This window comes from Enterobacter sp. JMULE2 (assembly GCF_013337145.1).
GTDB lineage: Bacteria > Pseudomonadota > Gammaproteobacteria > Enterobacterales > Enterobacteriaceae > Enterobacter > Enterobacter mori.
This window is the reverse complement of the sequence record NZ_SGWD01000017.1, coordinates 13,141-29,906: the sequence shown is the minus strand read 5'-3', so window position 1 is coordinate 29,906 and position 16,766 is coordinate 13,141. Positions and strand designations below refer to the sequence as shown.

The following is a 16,766-nucleotide window of genomic DNA, read 5'->3' as shown; positions in this document are numbered from 1 at the left end:
TTCTGTAAGGTTGTTAAAATGTGCAGGGTTTACTGATTTCAATCAAAACCAATATGGACAGAAGGTGAATACTTTGTTACTTTAGCGATACGAACTTGAAATTGGTAAGACCAATTGACTCCGGGCAAAAAGGCGTAAGACAGGGAATATGGCCTACAGCAAAATTCGCCAACCAAAACTATCTGATGTGATTGAGCAGCAGCTGGAGTTTTTAATCCTCGAAGGGACTCTGCGCCCGGGTGAGAAACTTCCGCCAGAACGCGAGCTGGCAAAACAGTTCGACGTTTCACGTCCCTCTCTGCGTGAGGCGATTCAACGTCTCGAAGCAAAGGGCTTGCTGCTTCGTCGCCAGGGCGGCGGAACCTTTGTGCAAAACAGCCTGTGGCAGAGCTTCAGCGATCCGCTGGTAGAACTTCTCTCTGACCACCCAGAATCCCAGTTTGATCTGCTTGAGACCCGTCACGCGCTTGAAGGTATTGCGGCCTATTACGCCGCCCTTCGCAGCACTGATGAAGATCGCGTGCGTATCCGCGAACTGCATCAGGCCATTGAACGGGCACAGCAGTCCGGCGATTTAGACGCCGAGTCCAGCGCCGTTGTCCAGTATCAAATCGCCGTCACCGAAGCGGCCCACAACGTGGTGCTCCTCCATCTGCTACGCTGCATGGAGCCGATGCTGGCCCAGAACGTTCGTCAGAATTTTGAATTGTTGTATGCCCGTCGGGAGATGCTCCCACTGGTAAGCAACCATCGCACCCGAGTATTCGAGGCGATAATGGCCGGGGAACCGGAGCAGGCGCGTGAAGCGTCGCACCGCCATCTGGCTTTCATTGAGGAAATCTTGCTGGACCGCAGCCGTGAACAATCGCGTCGCGAACGTTCATTACGCCGCATACAGCAACGAAAGGATTAAGCGCCAGGTACTTTTAGAGCGCGGCAACTAAACGCAGAACCTGTCTTATTGTGTTCTTGCCCAAGAGCACAATGGGACAGGTTCCAGACAAATCAACGTATTAGATAGATAAGGAATACCCCCATGTCAGAACGTCTCCAAAATGACGTGGATCCGATCGAAACTCGCGACTGGCTACAGGCGATCGAATCGGTCATCCGTGAAGAAGGTGTTGAGCGCGCTCAGTATCTGATTGATCAGCTGCTTTCTGAAGCCCGCAAAGGCGGTGTGAAGGTTGCTTCAGGTGCAGGGGCTAGCAACTACGTAAACACGATTGCCGTCGAAGACGAACCGGAATACCCGGGCAATCTGGATCTGGAACGTCGTATCCGTTCTGCAATCCGCTGGAACGCCATCATGACCGTTCTGCGCGCATCCAAGAAAGACCTGGAACTGGGTGGCCACATGGCGTCCTTCCAGTCTTCCGCGACCGTTTACGAAGTGTGCTTCAACCACTTCTTCCGTGCAGCGAACGAGAAAGACGGCGGCGATCTGGTGTACTTCCAGGGCCACATCTCTCCGGGCATCTATGCACGTGCATTCCTGGAAGGTCGTCTGACTGAAGAGCAGATGAACAACTTCCGTCAGGAAGTTCACGGTAAAGGTCTGTCTTCTTACCCGCACCCTAAACTGATGCCTGAATTCTGGCAGTTCCCGACCGTATCTATGGGTCTGGGCCCAATCGGTGCGATCTACCAGGCTAAATTCCTGAAATACCTGGAACACCGTGGTCTGAAAGACACCTCCGAGCAGACCGTTTACGCCTTCCTGGGCGACGGCGAAATGGATGAGCCAGAATCTAAAGGTGCGATCACCATCGCGACCCGTGAGAAGCTGGACAACCTGTGCTTCATCATCAACTGTAACCTGCAGCGTCTGGATGGTCCGGTAACCGGTAACGGCAAGATCATCAACGAACTGGAAGGCATCTTCGCAGGTGCTGGCTGGAACGTGATCAAAGTCATGTGGGGCGGTCGTTGGGATGAGCTGCTGCGTAAAGACACCAGCGGTAAACTGATCCAGCTGATGAACGAAACCGTTGACGGTGACTACCAGACCTTCAAATCCAAAGACGGTGCCTACGTTCGTGAGCACTTCTTCGGCAAATACCCTGAAACCGCAGCACTGGTTGCAGACTGGACTGATGAGCAGATCTGGGCCCTGAACCGCGGTGGTCACGATCCGAAGAAAGTCTACGCTGCACTGAAAAAAGCGCAGGAAACCAAAGGTAAAGCGACTGTAATCCTGGCCCATACCATCAAAGGTTACGGCATGGGTGATACCGCAGAAGGTAAAAACATCGCTCACCAGGTTAAGAAAATGAACATGGACGGCGTGCGTTATATCCGCGACCGTTTCAACGTTCCAGTGACCGATGAGCAGGTAGAAAACCTGTCTTACATCACCTTCCCGGAAGGTTCTGAAGAGCACAAGTACCTGCATGAACGTCGTCAGGCGCTGAAAGGCTACCTGCCAGCTCGCCAGCCTAACTTCACCGAGAAGCTGGAACTGCCAGCGCTGGAAGACTTCTCTCAGCTGCTGGAAGAGCAGAACAAAGAGATCTCTACCACCATCGCTTTCGTTCGTGCCCTGAACGTGATGCTGAAGAACAAGTCGATCAAAGATCGTCTGGTTCCAATCATCGCCGACGAAGCGCGTACTTTCGGTATGGAAGGTCTGTTCCGTCAGATCGGTATCTACAGCCCGAACGGCCAGCAGTACACCCCGCAGGACCGTGAGCAGGTTGCATACTACAAAGAAGACGAGAAAGGTCAGATCCTGCAGGAAGGTATCAACGAGCTGGGCGCAGGCGCATCCTGGCTGGCTGCTGCGACCTCTTACAGCACCAACAACCTGCCGATGATCCCGTTCTACATCTACTACTCCATGTTCGGGTTCCAGCGTATCGGTGACCTGTGCTGGCAGGCAGGCGACCAGCAGGCTCGCGGCTTCCTGGTAGGCGGTACCTCCGGTCGTACGACTCTGAACGGTGAAGGTCTGCAGCACGAAGATGGCCACAGCCACATTCAGTCTCTGACTATCCCTAACTGTATCTCTTACGACCCGTCATACGCGTACGAAGTGGCAGTCATCATGCATGACGGTCTGACCCGCATGTACGGTGAAGCGCAAGAGAACATTTACTACTACATCACCACCCTGAACGAAAACTACCACATGCCGGCAATGCCAGCAGGTGCCGAGGAAGGTATCCGTAAAGGTATCTACAAACTCGAAACCCTCGAAGGTAGCAAAGGTAAAGTTCAGCTGTTGGGCTCCGGTTCTATCCTGCGTCACGTACGTGAAGCAGCACAGATCCTGGCGAAAGACTACGGTGTGGGCTCCGACGTGTACTCTGTGACCTCCTTCACTGAGCTGGCGCGTGATGGCCAGGATTGTGAGCGCTGGAACATGCTGCACCCAATGGAAACCCCACGCGTTCCGTACATCGCTCAGGTGATGAACGATGCACCAGCGGTGGCGTCTACTGACTATATGAAACTGTTCGCAGAGCAGGTTCGTACTTACGTTCCTGCTGATGATTATCGCGTTCTGGGTACTGACGGCTTCGGTCGTTCTGACAGCCGCGAAAACCTGCGTCACCACTTCGAAGTTGATGCTTCTTACGTGGTTGTAGCAGCACTGGGCGAACTGGCTAAACGTGGCGAAATCGATAAGAAAGTGGTTGCGGACGCAATCACCAAATTCAACATCGATGCAGAAAAAGTTAACCCGCGTCTGGCGTAAGAGGTAAAAGAATAATGGCTATCGAAATCAATGTACCGGACATCGGGGCTGATGAAGTTGAAATCACCGAGATCCTGGTCAAAGTAGGCGACAAAGTTGAAGCTGAACAGTCGCTGATCACCGTAGAAGGCGATAAAGCCTCTATGGAAGTCCCGTCTCCTCAGGCTGGCATCGTTAAAGAGATCAAAGTCTCTGTTGGCGATAAAACCGAGACTGGCAAACTGATCATGATTTTCGATTCCGCCGACGGTGCAGCAGCAGCTGCACCTGCGCAGGAAGAGAAGAAAGAAGCCGCTCCGGCCGCCGCTGCTCCAGCCGCTGCCGCGAGCGCGAAAGAAGTGAACGTGCCTGACATCGGCGGTGACGAAGTTGAAGTCACTGAAATCCTGGTGAAAGTGGGCGACACCGTTGCAGCCGAGCAGTCACTGATCACCGTAGAAGGCGACAAAGCCTCTATGGAAGTGCCCGCTCCGTTCGCCGGTACCGTTAAAGAGATCAAGATCAACACCGGCGACAAAGTGTCTACCGGCTCCCTGATCATGGTCTTCGAAGTGGCGGGTGCTGCACCTGCCGCCGCGCCAGCACAGGCCGCTGCTCCGGCTCCGGCCGCTGCACCAGCAGCTGCTGGCGGCGCGAAAGACGTTAACGTACCGGACATCGGCGGTGACGAAGTTGAAGTCACCGAAGTGATGGTGAAAGTGGGCGACAAAGTTGCCGCTGAACAGTCACTGATCACCGTTGAAGGCGACAAGGCTTCTATGGAAGTCCCTGCGCCGTTCGCGGGTACCGTTAAAGAGATCAAAATCAGCACCGGCGACAAAGTGTCTACCGGCTCTCTGATCATGGTCTTCGAAGTGGAAGGCGCTGCGCCTGCCGCAGCTCCGGCTGCCGCGGCTGCTCCGGCACCTGCTGCTGCACCGGCTCAGGCGTCTAAACCTGCTGCGGCTCCTGCTGCAAAAGCGGAAGGCAAATCTGAGTTCGCTGAAAACGACGCTTACGTCCACGCTACCCCGCTGATTCGTCGCCTGGCGCGCGAATTCGGTGTGAACCTGGCGAAAGTGAAAGGGACCGGCCGTAAGGGTCGTATCCTGCGCGAAGACGTTCAGACCTACGTGAAAGACGCGGTGAAACGCGCCGAAGCTGCACCTGCTGCAGCCGCCGGTGGCGGTATCCCGGGCATGCTGCCATGGCCAAAAGTGGACTTCAGCAAGTTCGGCGAAATCGAAGAAGTGGAGCTGGGCCGCATCCAGAAAATCTCTGGTGCTAACCTGAGCCGTAACTGGGTGATGATCCCGCACGTTACGCACTTCGATAAGACCGATATCACCGATCTGGAAGCGTTCCGTAAACAGCAGAACGCCGAAGCTGAGAAGCGCAAGCTGGACGTGAAATTCACCCCAGTGGTCTTCATCATGAAAGCCGTTGCCGCTGCCCTTGAGCAGATGCCACGCTTCAACAGCTCCCTGTCCGAAGACGGTCAGAAGCTGACGCTGAAGAAATACATCAACATCGGTGTTGCGGTTGATACGCCAAATGGTCTGGTTGTTCCGGTCTTCAAAGACGTGAACAAGAAGAGCATTACCGAGCTGTCCCGTGAACTGACCACCATCTCCAAGAAAGCGCGTGATGGTAAGCTGACTGCCGGCGAAATGCAGGGCGGCTGCTTCACTATCTCCAGCATCGGCGGCCTGGGTACTACCCACTTCGCGCCGATCGTTAACGCGCCGGAAGTGGCTATCCTCGGTGTGTCCAAGTCCGCGATGGAGCCGGTGTGGAACGGCAAAGAGTTCGTGCCGCGTCTGATGATGCCAATCTCTCTGTCCTTCGACCACCGCGTGATCGACGGTGCTGATGGTGCGCGCTTCATCACCATCATCAACAACACCCTGAGCGACATTCGCCGCCTGGTGATGTAATCGAAAAGCCGGCCAGTCGGCCGGCTTTTTTCTGATAATCTCACGGTGTTTGTGAGGTTATTGGCGAAAGCGACAATTCGTGAGCCGTTTGTTGTTTCAAAATTGTTAACAATTTTGTAAACTGCGGGCGGATAGAACGACCCGGTGGACGACGGGTATAAATTAAGAGGTCATGATGAGCACAGAAATCAAAACTCAGGTCGTAGTACTTGGGGCAGGCCCGGCAGGTTACTCCGCAGCATTCCGCGCCGCGGATTTAGGTCTGGAAACCGTCATCGTAGAACGTTACAGCACCCTCGGCGGTGTTTGTCTGAACGTCGGCTGTATCCCTTCTAAAGCGCTGCTGCACGTAGCGAAAGTTATCGAAGAAGCCAAAGCGCTGGCTGAACACGGTATCGTCTTCGGCGAGCCGAAAACCGATATCGACAAAATTCGTACCTGGAAAGAGAAAGTTATCACTCAGCTGACCGGCGGTCTGGCGGGTATGGCCAAAGGCCGTAAAGTGAAAGTGGTAAACGGTCTGGGTAAATTTACCGGTGCGAACACCCTGGAAGTGGAAGGCGAAAACGGCAAAACCGTGATCAACTTCGACAACGCGATCATCGCGGCAGGCTCTCGCCCAATCGAACTGCCATTCATTCCGCATGAAGATCCACGCGTGTGGGATTCCACCGATGCCCTGGAGCTGAAAACCGTTCCTAAGCGTCTGCTGGTTATGGGCGGCGGTATCATCGGTCTGGAAATGGGTACCGTGTACCATGCGCTGGGTTCAGAGATCGACGTGGTTGAAATGTTCGACCAGGTTATCCCGGCAGCCGACAAAGACATCGTTAAAGTCTTCACCAAACGCATCAGCAAGAAATTCAACCTGATGCTGGAAACCAAAGTGACTGCCGTTGAAGCGAAAGAAGACGGTATTTACGTTTCCATGGAAGGCAAAAAAGCCCCTGCAGAAGCGCAGCGTTACGACGCCGTGCTGGTGGCTATCGGCCGCGTGCCGAACGGTAAAAACCTCAATGCTGGCGCAGCTGGCGTGGAAGTGGACGACCGTGGCTTTATCCGCGTTGATAAGCAGCTGCGCACCAACGTGCCGCACATCTTTGCTATCGGCGACATCGTCGGTCAGCCAATGCTGGCGCACAAAGGTGTTCACGAAGGTCACGTTGCCGCTGAAGTTATCGCTGGCATGAAACACTACTTCGATCCGAAAGTGATCCCATCTATCGCCTATACCGAGCCAGAAGTTGCCTGGGTGGGTCTGACCGAGAAAGAAGCGAAAGAGAAAGGCATCAGCTACGAAACCGCCACCTTCCCGTGGGCTGCTTCTGGCCGTGCTATCGCTTCCGATTGCGCAGATGGCGTGACCAAACTGATCTTCGACAAAGAGACTCACCGCGTGATCGGTGGTGCAATTGTCGGTACCAACGGCGGCGAGCTGCTGGGTGAAATCGGTCTGGCTATCGAAATGGGCTGCGACGCGGAAGACATCGCGCTGACCATCCACGCTCACCCGACTCTGCACGAGTCCGTGGGCCTGGCGGCAGAAGTGTTCGAAGGTAGCATCACCGACCTGCCAAACGCGAAAGCGAAGAAGAAATAAGTTTCTCTGCGCTTGATAAACGCCTCTCAGGAGGCGTTTTTTTTTGCCTGTAACTACCTGATTTAGTAGTCATCCTGTTGATATTTCCGCTAAAAATTTCCCTTCATCTGCCGATACTTTTTTCACCATTGTGTGGCTACTGGCCACGCGGTTTAGGGGTTCTGGACTCTTTTATTACACGAAAAAAGGAAAATGCATGTCTTTGAAGAAAGTGGCGGTAATTGGTTTAGTGGCGGCAGCGCTGACGCTGACAGGGTGCGGTGCGGTAACGACGGCGGTGAAGAAACGCAACCTGGAAGTGAAAACCCAGATGAGTGAAACCGTCTGGCTTGAGCCATCCAACGAGAAAACGGTCTACATTCAGGTTAAAAACACCTCCGATAAAGACATGAGCAACCTGCAGACCCTGCTGGCGAACGACCTGATTGCCAAGGGCTATAAAGTGACCAGCTCCCCTGACGGCGCATATTACTGGGTGCAGGCAAACGTCCTGAAAGCCGACAAAATGGACCTGCGTGAAGCTCAGGGCTACCTGAAAACCGGGTATGAAGGTGCGGCTGTGGGCGCTGCACTGGGTGCCGGGATCACCGCTTATAACAGTAACTCTTCCGGCGCAGCGCTGGGCGTGGGTCTGGCGGCGGGCCTGATCGGCATGGCGGCAGACGCCATGGTGGAAGATGTAAACTACACCATGGTGACTGACCTGCAGATCTCTGAGCGCAGCAAAGCAAAAGTTACAACCGATAATATCGCTGCCCTGCGTCAGGGTACCTCTGGCGTGAAACTGCAGACCAGCACCGAGCAAGGCGATCGTGCGAAGTATCAGACCCGCGTGGTGTCTAATGCCAACAAGGTGAACCTGAAGTTCGAAGAGGCGAAGCCGGTTCTGGAAGCGCAGCTGGCGAAATCGGTCGCGAATATTCTGTAGGAAAACAGCCGGGTGGCGACGTCGCCTTACCCGGCCTGCCTGCATTACGGGGCGACGGGTTGCCAGGTCTTATCCAGAGGGTATGCGGTCAGGGCATTTGCTTTCTTCGCGGAATCACTGCCGAGATCGTTCTGGTACACCTTGTCGTCCTGATTGATGGTGAAACTCATCACCCCCGTTTGACCGTAAGTGACTGGCCAGGCGATCATGGCGAAACCGTTATTATCCGGCAAAATGCGAAAACGATAGCCGTGATAGCCTGCTCCTGGCTCTTTCGGACTGAACGCCGGACCCAGCGGGCTTGGCGCTTCGCCTGGCGAGACGGGCCAGTACAGACCGTCCTTTTTCCCCTCAGAACTGACAATTTTCTGCGCATACTTCTGATTCAACCCAAAATAGCTCTGCTGAGCATCGACATAGGCATGCAGCGCCTCGATGGCACCGAGTTCGTTACGCCCAATCTCGCGCGTGAGGATCGCTTCGGCGCCTGCTTTAATGTCAAATTGCCAGCCGGTAGCGGTTTTCTTCACCGGGATCGGCAATTGCCAGTCGCTCTCTCCAACAACCAGATGCGCCACATCGCCCTCGATGGCGGTATCATGGCGAACTTTCCAGTCTCTCAGGAAACGATCAACGGCATCCGGGTCGACCCCTTCAGGCGGCAGGAAGTCGCGCCAGTTCTCCCCAAGCAGGTCGCTCATTGCACGTTCATCATGCTTACTGATGGCGCTCACCAGCGCGTCGGTTGCCTGGCCTGGCGTGCTGAACGATTGCTGTGCCATCGCGGTGGCCGAAAGCATGAATAACGCCATTCCACAGAGTAGTTTACTTTTCATGTCGGCTCCCTTAACGGTGACGGAATTCACGGTGTTCTGCGCGTCCGGCTGAGGCCTGACGGGGCTGCTGATGGCGGGCAGCGACTTGTCTGCTCTGCTCGCCCCGACGCTGCTGGGTTTGCCAGTTGCCGGACCGGCTGTCGTTGCCGCTCAGCGCATTAGCGCGATGCTGGCTGGTTCGCTGCTGTACATTTCTCTGCTGGGCCGTGCGCTGCTGTGAGGGTTGCGAAACCCGTTTTTCCTGTCGTTGTGTGGCCGCACGATTGTTCTCAGTTCGCTTCGCGATGTGCGGTTTGGTGTCGTAGCCGCGGTAGTTATTGCGCTGTGAAATCTGCTTCAGCTGTTGGCTGGAAGCCTGACGCTGTGCATCTCGGGTTGTCGGGCGCGTTGCCTGAGGGAACGTTTTTCCTGTCGATTTTTCCATTTGGCTCAATGCGGCCTGACGCTGGCTGTCTCGATTGACCGGTTTTTGCTGCGTCGCACTGAGCCCTGTCGCCGCTTTCGTGGAGTGGAAACGGGTATTGAGCTGGTTGGTCGGGTACGGCACCCCTTCACGATAGGCCGGGTTGTGCTGCCAGGTGCGGTTGGCGTCCGTCAGCCGCTGTCCGCTGATTTTATTGAAGTTATCAACGTTGATATTGATGTTGTTATCGCCGTTGCGGTTATAGCCGCCATGATTATCCCAGTCATCATCGTGATGGTGGTGGTCCCAGTCATCGTCGTCATCCCAGTCGATATTGCTGAAGATGGCATAGGTTGTGGCCACCCCCAGACTGAAGCCGAGACCCTTGACCAGACTGTCGGTAAATTGCTCCCCGGGTGAGGGCGGTAAATAGGTGGGCGGGTAGGCCGCGTTTGGCCAGGTACCGTAAACCGTATTGGGGTTATAGGTCGGAACGTAAACCACCTGCGGATCGGCGGATTCAATTTTGATCACCGTCGGGCTTGTGGTGGTGGTGTTTGTTGACTCGCTGGTGGTGGTTTTTGCAGGGGCAGGTTTCGTCACGGTCGTGACCGTTTGCTGTGGCGTTGATTGCAATGCACCGGTTTGTTGCGCCAGCAAGCGCAGGCGTTGAACGGAATCCATTACGTCTTTCGGTTGGGCTAGAAACGCATCGCCCAGATTTTGTACCCACGGCGGATTTTCACCCATCAGCGACATCAACTGAGGAAACGCCACCAGCGACTTTACGCTCGGATCCCACGGCTGACCAGCAACGGCCTGAATGGCGGCATCGCCCTGCATTTTGGGATTATCTTTTGACCACTGTGCCGCCTGGATAACGTTTGACGGGTAGGTCGAGGCCATTAAAATTTGCGACAGCAGGGCATCCGGGTAGAGCGCAACTGGGGCAACCCACTGATCGATCTGCGCGGCCGTGTACGTGGGTGCGACGACAGGGGCGGGCTGGGCTGCGGCAGGTGCTGCCGGTTGTTGTGCGACGGGGGCTGGTGCAACGGGCTCCGTTGCCCGGCTTTTGACAAACATGACGCCTGAGGCAGCAAATAGCCCGGCACTGCAGAGAAGGACAAGCAGGTGTGGCTTAAAGGGCAACTTCATAAAATGACTCCAACGAGACAAGCGCTGTGCCGTGAGGCGTTCTTGTTGCCGCGAGTATTATTCACCCGTGTATGACAGTTTTGACTTTTCTTGGGAAACCAGCGAAGCGTCCGGATAAAGAGTGTGTGCATTTATTACACAATTATATGCGATGCGGGAAAAGGCGCAGGGAATTCAGAAGGCCGCTCTTGCGAGCGGCCAGCAGCTAGTTGCCGAGGTTGACGACAAACAGCACCGTGATGTCGGATATGTTCCAGCCACCGTGCAGCGCGGTTAGCAGTAAACCGATCGCAACGATCAGTGCAGTGATTCGCATCTCCATTGCGTGCGTTCCTGTACAGGCTACGCGGGTTCATTCTTCACCGGGAAAGGCAGAACCAGGCAAATGAGTACATTGCCGCGTAGGTTACGGAACTGCTTCCGGGCCCGGTGACTGGTTGCTACACCAGCGAAGCAGGCCGGGCGCAACAGTATTACAGCCGAAATGGACTGAAAAGAGGTGAAATGCAGTTTCATCCTTTTTCATTCGAAACTGGATGTCGGCTCGTAAACACAAAATATGTGCTTGCGGATCTACATACTCAGGCGCATTATTCATGACGAGTGCATTGCCGCAAATCTGCCAACACGGTGTGCTACCACCGCAAGGCAACAAATAAACCGCTACCAGGCGGTTTTTTTGTACCCAAAATTCGTCTCGTCTCCCTGCTACACCATGCTTAACGATTCAGCAAATTTTTTAATGTTGCTTTTTTGTAAACGGATTAACACTGTGCAGAAATCCTGCTATGCTGCCCGACGCGGTATCGGGCATTTACCCTACAAACTGCTGTCTCACAGGAGCGTGAAGAGAACGCCCGCCGCATATGACAATGAGAGCGAGGAGAACCGTCGTGCTAGAAGAATACCGTAAGCACGTAGCAGAACGTGCCGCCGAGGGAATTGTACCCAAACCTTTAGATGCAACCCAAATGGCCGCGCTCGTCGAGCTGCTGAAGAACCCGCCTAAGGGCGAAGAAGAATTCCTGTTAGATCTGTTGATCAACCGCGTACCGCCTGGCGTAGATGAAGCTGCCTACGTAAAAGCCGGATTCCTTGCTGCTATCGCCAAAGGCGAAGCCACCTCCCCACTGGTTACTCCTGAAAAAGCCATTGAACTGCTCGGCACCATGCAGGGTGGTTACAACATTCATCCGCTGATTGACGCGCTGGATAACGACAAGCTGGCACCGATTGCCGCTAAAGCGCTCTCTTCCACGCTGCTGATGTTCGATAACTTCTACGATGTAGAAGAAAAAGCCAAAGCGGGCAACGTCTATGCGAAGCAGGTGATGCAGTCCTGGGCGGATGCCGAATGGTTCCTGAACCGTCCTGCTCTGGCAGAAAAAATCACCGTTACCGTCTTTAAAGTGACCGGTGAAACCAACACCGATGACCTGTCTCCGGCACCGGACGCGTGGTCTCGCCCGGATATCCCTCTGCATGCCCTGGCGATGCTGAAAAACGCCCGTGAAGGCATTGAGCCGGATCAGCCGGGCAGCGTCGGCCCGATCAAACAGATCGAAGCCCTGCAGGAGAAAGGTTTCCCGCTGGCTTACGTGGGTGACGTTGTGGGTACCGGCTCTTCTCGTAAATCCGCAACCAACTCCGTGCTGTGGTTCATGGGCGACGATATTCCTCACGTGCCTAACAAGCGCGGCGGTGGCCTGTGCCTGGGTGGCAAAATTGCGCCGATCTTCTTCAACACCATGGAAGATGCGGGCGCACTGCCGATTGAAGTGGATGTGTCCAACCTTAACATGGGCGACGTGATTGACGTTTACCCGTTCAAGGGCGAAGTGCGCAACCACGAGACCAACGAACTGCTGGCAAGCTTCGAGCTGAAAACCGACGTGCTGATCGACGAAGTGCGTGCAGGTGGCCGTATCCCGCTGATTATCGGTCGTGGCCTGACCACCAAAGCGCGTGAAGCGCTGGGTCTGCCGCACAGTGACGTGTTCCGTCAGGCGAAAGATGTGGCGGAGAGCAGCCGTGGTTACTCTCTGGCGCAGAAAATGGTGGGCCGTGCGTGCGGCGTAGCGGGTATTCGTCCGGGCGCGTACTGCGAGCCTAAGATGACCTCCGTGGGCTCTCAGGACACCACCGGTCCAATGACCCGTGACGAACTGAAAGACCTGGCGTGCCTGGGCTTCTCGTCTGACCTGGTGATGCAGTCCTTCTGCCACACGGCTGCGTATCCGAAACCGGTCGACGTAACCACGCACCACACGCTGCCAGACTTCATCATGAACCGCGGCGGCGTCTCTCTGCGTCCGGGCGACGGCGTCATCCACTCCTGGCTGAACCGCATGCTGCTGCCGGATACCGTGGGTACTGGCGGTGACTCTCACACCCGTTTCCCAATCGGTATCTCCTTCCCGGCGGGCTCCGGTCTGGTGGCGTTTGCTGCGGCGACCGGCGTGATGCCGCTGGATATGCCGGAATCGGTGCTGGTGCGCTTCAAAGGTAAAATGCAGCCGGGTATCACCCTGCGCGACCTGGTTCACGCGATCCCGCTGTATGCGATTAAACAGGGCCTGCTGACCGTTGAGAAGAAAGGGAAGAAAAACATCTTCTCTGGCCGCATTCTGGAAATTGAAGGTCTGCCGGATCTGAAAGTGGAGCAGGCGTTCGAGCTGACCGATGCCTCCGCCGAGCGTTCTGCTGCGGGCTGTACCATCAAGCTGAACCAGGCGCCAATCGAAGAGTACCTGACTTCCAACATCGTGCTGCTGAAGTGGATGATTGCGGAAGGCTACGGCGACCGTCGTACCCTGGAGCGTCGTATTCAGGGCATGGAAAAATGGCTGGCGGATCCACAGCTGCTGGAAGCCGATGCTGACGCAGAGTACGCGGCGGTGATCGACATCGATCTGGCGGATATTAAAGAGCCGATCCTCTGTGCACCGAACGATCCGGACGACGCGCGTCCGCTCTCTGAAGTTCAGGGCGAGAAAATCGACGAAGTGTTCATCGGTTCCTGCATGACCAACATCGGTCACTTCCGCGCTGCCGGTAAGCTGCTGGATACCCATAAAGGCCAGCTGCCGACCCGTCTGTGGGTGGCACCGCCAACCCGTATGGACGCGGCTCAGCTGACCGAAGAGGGTTACTACAGCGTGTTTGGTAAGAGCGGTGCGCGTATTGAAATCCCTGGCTGTTCCCTCTGTATGGGTAACCAGGCGCGCGTAGCCGACGGTGCAACGGTGGTCTCCACCTCTACCCGTAACTTCCCGAACCGTTTAGGTACCGGTGCGAACGTCTTCCTGGCCTCTGCGGAGCTGGCGGCGGTTGCGGCGCTGATTGGCAAACTGCCAACGCCGGAAGAGTACCAGACCTTTGTGGCTCAGGTAGATAAGACGGCGGTGGATACCTATCGCTATCTGAACTTCGACCAGCTCTCTCAATATACTGAGAAGGCTGACGGGGTGATCTTCCAGACGGCAGTATAAACAGCAAAACCGTCTCATAGAGACGGTTTTTAGTGTTTGCACCCTCTCCCGTGGGAGAGGGACGGGGTGAGGGCATCAGGCCGCAGGGTCTTGCTCTCACCTTTTTATTTTCATTCCTCCCGCCTCCCCCGCTTTTTTTCTTCCTCGCTGCTGCGATAATTACCCTAATGGCTTTGCAGAGGAAAACACTATGGATTACGAATTTCTGCGCGACATCACCGGAGTGGTGAAAGTGCGTATGTCGATGGGCCACGAAGCCGTTGGACACTGGTTTAACGAAGAGGTGAAGGAGAATCTCGCGCTTCTTGATGAAGTGGAAGAGGCGGCGAAGACGGTAAAAGGCAGTGAGCGCTCCTGGCAGCGCGCCGGGCATGAATACACCCTGTGGATGGATGGCGAAGAGGTGATGGTGCGCGCCAACCAGCTCGAGTTTTCAGGTGACGAGATGGAAGAGGGGATGAGCTACTACGACGAAGAGAGCCTGTCGATGTGCGGCGTAGAGGATTTCCTTCAGGTGGTAAATGCGTACCGCGACTTTATGAAACAGAAATAACAGACCGGAGCATCCCTGCTCCGGCTTGCTCTTACACGGCCGGAATATTGCGGCCGTAGTAGATCTCGCGCATCTCTTTCCAGAGCAGGTCAGTAATCGCCTTACGCTCTTCTTCGCTCAAATCTTCCGGTTTGGTATGGAACATGTAGTGCTTAAGGTCGAACTCCTTAAGTAACATCTTGGTATGGAAGATGTTCTCCTGATACACGTTCACGTCCATCATGTCGTACAGCGATTTCATGTCTTCAGACATAAAGTTCTGAATAGAATTGATCTCATGGTCGATGAAGTGCTTCATGCCGTTGATATCACGGGTAAAACCACGCACGCGATAATCAATCGTGACGATGTCCGATTCCAGCTGGTGGATTAAATAGTTCAGTGCGTTTAGCGGCGAGATCACGCCGCAGGTCGACACTTCTATGTCCGCGCGGAAGGTGCATAGCCCGCCTTCAGGGTGGCTTTCCGGGTAGGTGTGCACGCAGATATGGCTTTTATCCAGGTGGGCGACGACCACTTCCGGCAGCGGGCCCGGATGCTCGGTTTTGTCGATAAGCTTCGGGTCGACCGGCTCTTCGCTCACCAGAATGGTGACGCTCGCGCCCTGTGGTTCATAATCCTGACGCGCGATGTTCAGGATGTTAGCGCCAATGATTGAGCAAGTTTCTGACAGGATCTCCGTCAGGCGGTTAGCGTTGTAGAGTTCATCGATATAGGCGATGTAGCCATCGCGTTCTTCTGCAGTTTTGACGTAGCAGATATCGTAAATACAAAAACTCAGGCTTTTGGTCAGGTTGTTAAAGCCATGCAGTTTCAGCTTTTTCAATTAGCTCACCCCCTTTGAGGACAGTGCGTCTTGCAGATATTGTGGCAAGGCAAACGCCGCGGTATGGACGGCCGGGTTGTAATAGCGACATTTAAGACCCGCCTGGTGGAAGCGCGCCTGAATGATTTCGGTAGAGAGATGACGCAGCACCTCGTTGTCGGTCGCCCACGCGAAGGTCATGATCCCGCCGTAATAGGTCGGGATCGCGGCCTGGTAGAAGCTGACGTCGCTAAAGTAGGTGCTCAGCTTGCGGTGGCTGTCGAGAGCTTCATCCTGCTGCAGGAAGCAGACGCCATTTTGTGCGACGAAGATACCGCCTGGGTTCAGGCAGCGCTTGCAGCCTTCGTAGAACGAGGAGGTAAAGAGCGACGCGCCAGGACCGATCGGATCGGTGCAGTCAGAGATAATCACATCAAACGTTTGCGTGGTCTGGTTAACAAAATTGACGCCGTCGTCGATAACCAGATTAAAGCGCGGATCGTCGTAGCTGCCGGCATTATGGTTGGGCAGGTACTGACGGCAGAACGAAACCACACCCGCGTCAATTTCCACCATCGTGATGGTTTCGACGGACTGATGGCGGGACACTTCACGCAGCATCGCGCCGTCGCCGCCGCCAATAATCAGAACGTGCTTTGCGTGGCCGTGGGCCAGCAGCGGAACGTGGGTCATCATCTCATGATAAATAAACTCATCGCGCTCGGTGGTTTGCACCACGCCGTCCAGCGCCATGACGCGGCCAAAGGCGGCGTTCTCGAAGATGATCAGATCCTGATGATCGGTCTTCTCGTGATAAAGCACGTTATCAACGGCAAAGTACTGACCAAACTGATCGTGCAGCGTTTCTTGCCATACCGTTTTCTCGGTCATGGGCTGTCCTCTCCATCGTTTACATCCTGACAATCAGCAGAAGGGGCGCAACACATCACCGCCGTGAAGCGGTTAGCGAGTCAACAAGGGGCGTCGGGAAGGTTACTTCACGTAGGCGAGCAGGCTGAGTGAATCACGAGCCAGCGCTTTGCATTTTTTAGCAGTGGGAATACCGATACCGCTCAAATCGCGGTAGCTGTCTTCACCGAGCGCCTTCATGTCGAAGCTGTCGTAGTTGCTGAGATCCCATTGGTTCTGCTGGGCAAAAAAGACCAGTGCGCGACGAATCTGCCCGTTGGGTAAATTCTGGTAACCACAATCGTTTTTCAGAAACACAAACACCGCCGTGAGATCGGCCATATCTTCTGCTTCGTTTTCACTCAGCGCGTAACTGTTCGCACACATCGCCATCAGGCCACTGAACAAAATTGTTCTGAAAAACGTCTTCATTGCTTCTACCACTGCATCACGGAAAATTAACGTTA

Annotated in this window: 12 protein-coding genes; 7 read left to right on the top strand and 5 right to left on the bottom strand. The window is 54.9% G+C overall.

Annotated elements, in window-relative coordinates; translation table 11 throughout:
* The first annotated feature begins 148 nt into the window (after positions 1-148).
* From pdhR to traT, 5 genes are all read left to right on the top strand, one after another.
* The gene (gene pdhR, locus EXW94_RS22310) at positions 149-913 is read left to right on the top strand and encodes a pyruvate dehydrogenase complex transcriptional repressor PdhR (RefSeq protein WP_006173806.1); all 765 of its coding nucleotides are present in this window, start codon (positions 149-151) and stop codon (positions 911-913) included.
* Between the two features lie 123 nt (positions 914-1,036).
* The gene (aceE, locus tag EXW94_RS22305; RefSeq protein ID WP_089599170.1) at positions 1,037-3,700 is read left to right on the top strand and encodes a pyruvate dehydrogenase (acetyl-transferring), homodimeric type; all 2,664 of its coding nucleotides are present in this window, start codon (positions 1,037-1,039) and stop codon (positions 3,698-3,700) included.
* A gap of 14 nt (positions 3,701-3,714) precedes the next feature.
* A complete protein-coding gene (aceF, locus tag EXW94_RS22300; protein WP_042718241.1) occupies positions 3,715-5,616 on the top strand; it encodes a pyruvate dehydrogenase complex dihydrolipoyllysine-residue acetyltransferase in 1,902 nt (633 codons plus the stop codon).
* 175 nt (positions 5,617-5,791) lie between these two features.
* On the top strand, positions 5,792-7,216 hold the full coding sequence (gene lpdA, locus EXW94_RS22295; protein ID WP_042718239.1) for a dihydrolipoyl dehydrogenase: 1,425 nt from the start codon (positions 5,792-5,794) through the stop codon (positions 7,214-7,216).
* A gap of 196 nt (positions 7,217-7,412) precedes the next feature.
* Positions 7,413-8,144, top strand: a complete 732-nt coding sequence (gene traT, locus EXW94_RS22290; RefSeq protein ID WP_089599168.1) for a conjugal transfer complement resistance protein TraT — start codon at positions 7,413-7,415, stop codon at positions 8,142-8,144.
* 44 nt (positions 8,145-8,188) lie between these two features.
* On the opposite strand, the gene EXW94_RS22285 is transcribed toward traT, so the two are convergent.
* Both EXW94_RS22285 and EXW94_RS22280 read right to left on the bottom strand, forming a co-directional pair.
* On the bottom strand, positions 8,189-8,980 hold the full coding sequence (locus EXW94_RS22285) for a DUF2950 family protein (RefSeq protein WP_174341042.1): 792 nt from the start codon (positions 8,978-8,980) through the stop codon (positions 8,189-8,191).
* A gap of 10 nt (positions 8,981-8,990) precedes the next feature.
* On the bottom strand, positions 8,991-10,541 hold the full coding sequence (locus EXW94_RS22280) for a DUF3300 domain-containing protein (RefSeq protein WP_174341041.1): 1,551 nt from the start codon (positions 10,539-10,541) through the stop codon (positions 8,991-8,993).
* 893 nt (positions 10,542-11,434) lie between these two features.
* Here EXW94_RS22280 and acnB point away from each other — a divergent pair.
* Together acnB and yacL are read left to right on the top strand one after the other, a co-directional pair.
* Positions 11,435-14,032, top strand: a complete 2,598-nt coding sequence (gene acnB, locus EXW94_RS22275; RefSeq protein ID WP_108417077.1) for a bifunctional aconitate hydratase 2/2-methylisocitrate dehydratase — start codon at positions 11,435-11,437, stop codon at positions 14,030-14,032.
* Between the two features lie 190 nt (positions 14,033-14,222).
* Positions 14,223-14,585 carry a protein YacL gene (gene yacL, locus EXW94_RS22270; protein ID WP_010426919.1) on the top strand — a complete coding sequence of 121 codons (363 nt, stop codon included), beginning with the start codon at positions 14,223-14,225 and terminating at the stop codon, positions 14,583-14,585.
* 31 nt (positions 14,586-14,616) lie between these two features.
* On the opposite strand, the gene speD is transcribed toward yacL, so the two are convergent.
* The 3 genes from speD to EXW94_RS22255 form a co-directional block, all read right to left on the bottom strand.
* Positions 14,617-15,411, bottom strand: a complete 795-nt coding sequence (gene speD, locus EXW94_RS22265) for an adenosylmethionine decarboxylase (RefSeq protein WP_042718234.1) — start codon at positions 15,409-15,411, stop codon at positions 14,617-14,619.
* Positions 15,412-16,281, bottom strand: coding sequence for a polyamine aminopropyltransferase (gene speE / locus EXW94_RS22260; protein WP_010426914.1), 870 nt, complete (start codon positions 16,279-16,281; stop codon positions 15,412-15,414).
* Positions 16,282-16,383: 102 nt separating this feature from the next.
* Positions 16,384-16,731: a YacC family pilotin-like protein gene (locus EXW94_RS22255; RefSeq protein WP_010426912.1), complete on the bottom strand. Its 348-nt coding sequence runs from the start codon at positions 16,729-16,731 to the stop codon at positions 16,384-16,386.
* Between the last annotated feature and the right edge of the window lie 35 nt (positions 16,732-16,766).

Bases quoted from the DNA above. Each gene is read 5' to 3' on its own strand.
- pdhR (WP_006173806.1), top strand. From the start codon at position 149: ATGGCCTACAGCAAAATTCGCCAACCAAAACTATCTGATGTGATTGAG.
- aceE (WP_089599170.1), top strand. From the start codon at position 1,037: ATGTCAGAACGTCTCCAAAATGACGTGGATCCGATCGAAACTCGCGAC.
- aceF (WP_042718241.1), top strand. From the start codon at position 3,715: ATGGCTATCGAAATCAATGTACCGGACATCGGGGCTGATGAAGTTGAA.
- lpdA (WP_042718239.1), top strand. From the start codon at position 5,792: ATGAGCACAGAAATCAAAACTCAGGTCGTAGTACTTGGGGCAGGCCCG.
- traT (WP_089599168.1), top strand. From the start codon at position 7,413: ATGTCTTTGAAGAAAGTGGCGGTAATTGGTTTAGTGGCGGCAGCGCTG.
- EXW94_RS22285 (WP_174341042.1), bottom strand. From the start codon at position 8,980: ATGAAAAGTAAACTACTCTGTGGAATGGCGTTATTCATGCTTTCGGCC.
- EXW94_RS22280 (WP_174341041.1), bottom strand. From the start codon at position 10,541: ATGAAGTTGCCCTTTAAGCCACACCTGCTTGTCCTTCTCTGCAGTGCC.
- yacL (WP_010426919.1), top strand. From the start codon at position 14,223: ATGGATTACGAATTTCTGCGCGACATCACCGGAGTGGTGAAAGTGCGT.
- speE (WP_010426914.1), bottom strand. From the start codon at position 16,281: ATGACCGAGAAAACGGTATGGCAAGAAACGCTGCACGATCAGTTTGGT.
- EXW94_RS22255 (WP_010426912.1), bottom strand. From the start codon at position 16,731: ATGAAGACGTTTTTCAGAACAATTTTGTTCAGTGGCCTGATGGCGATG.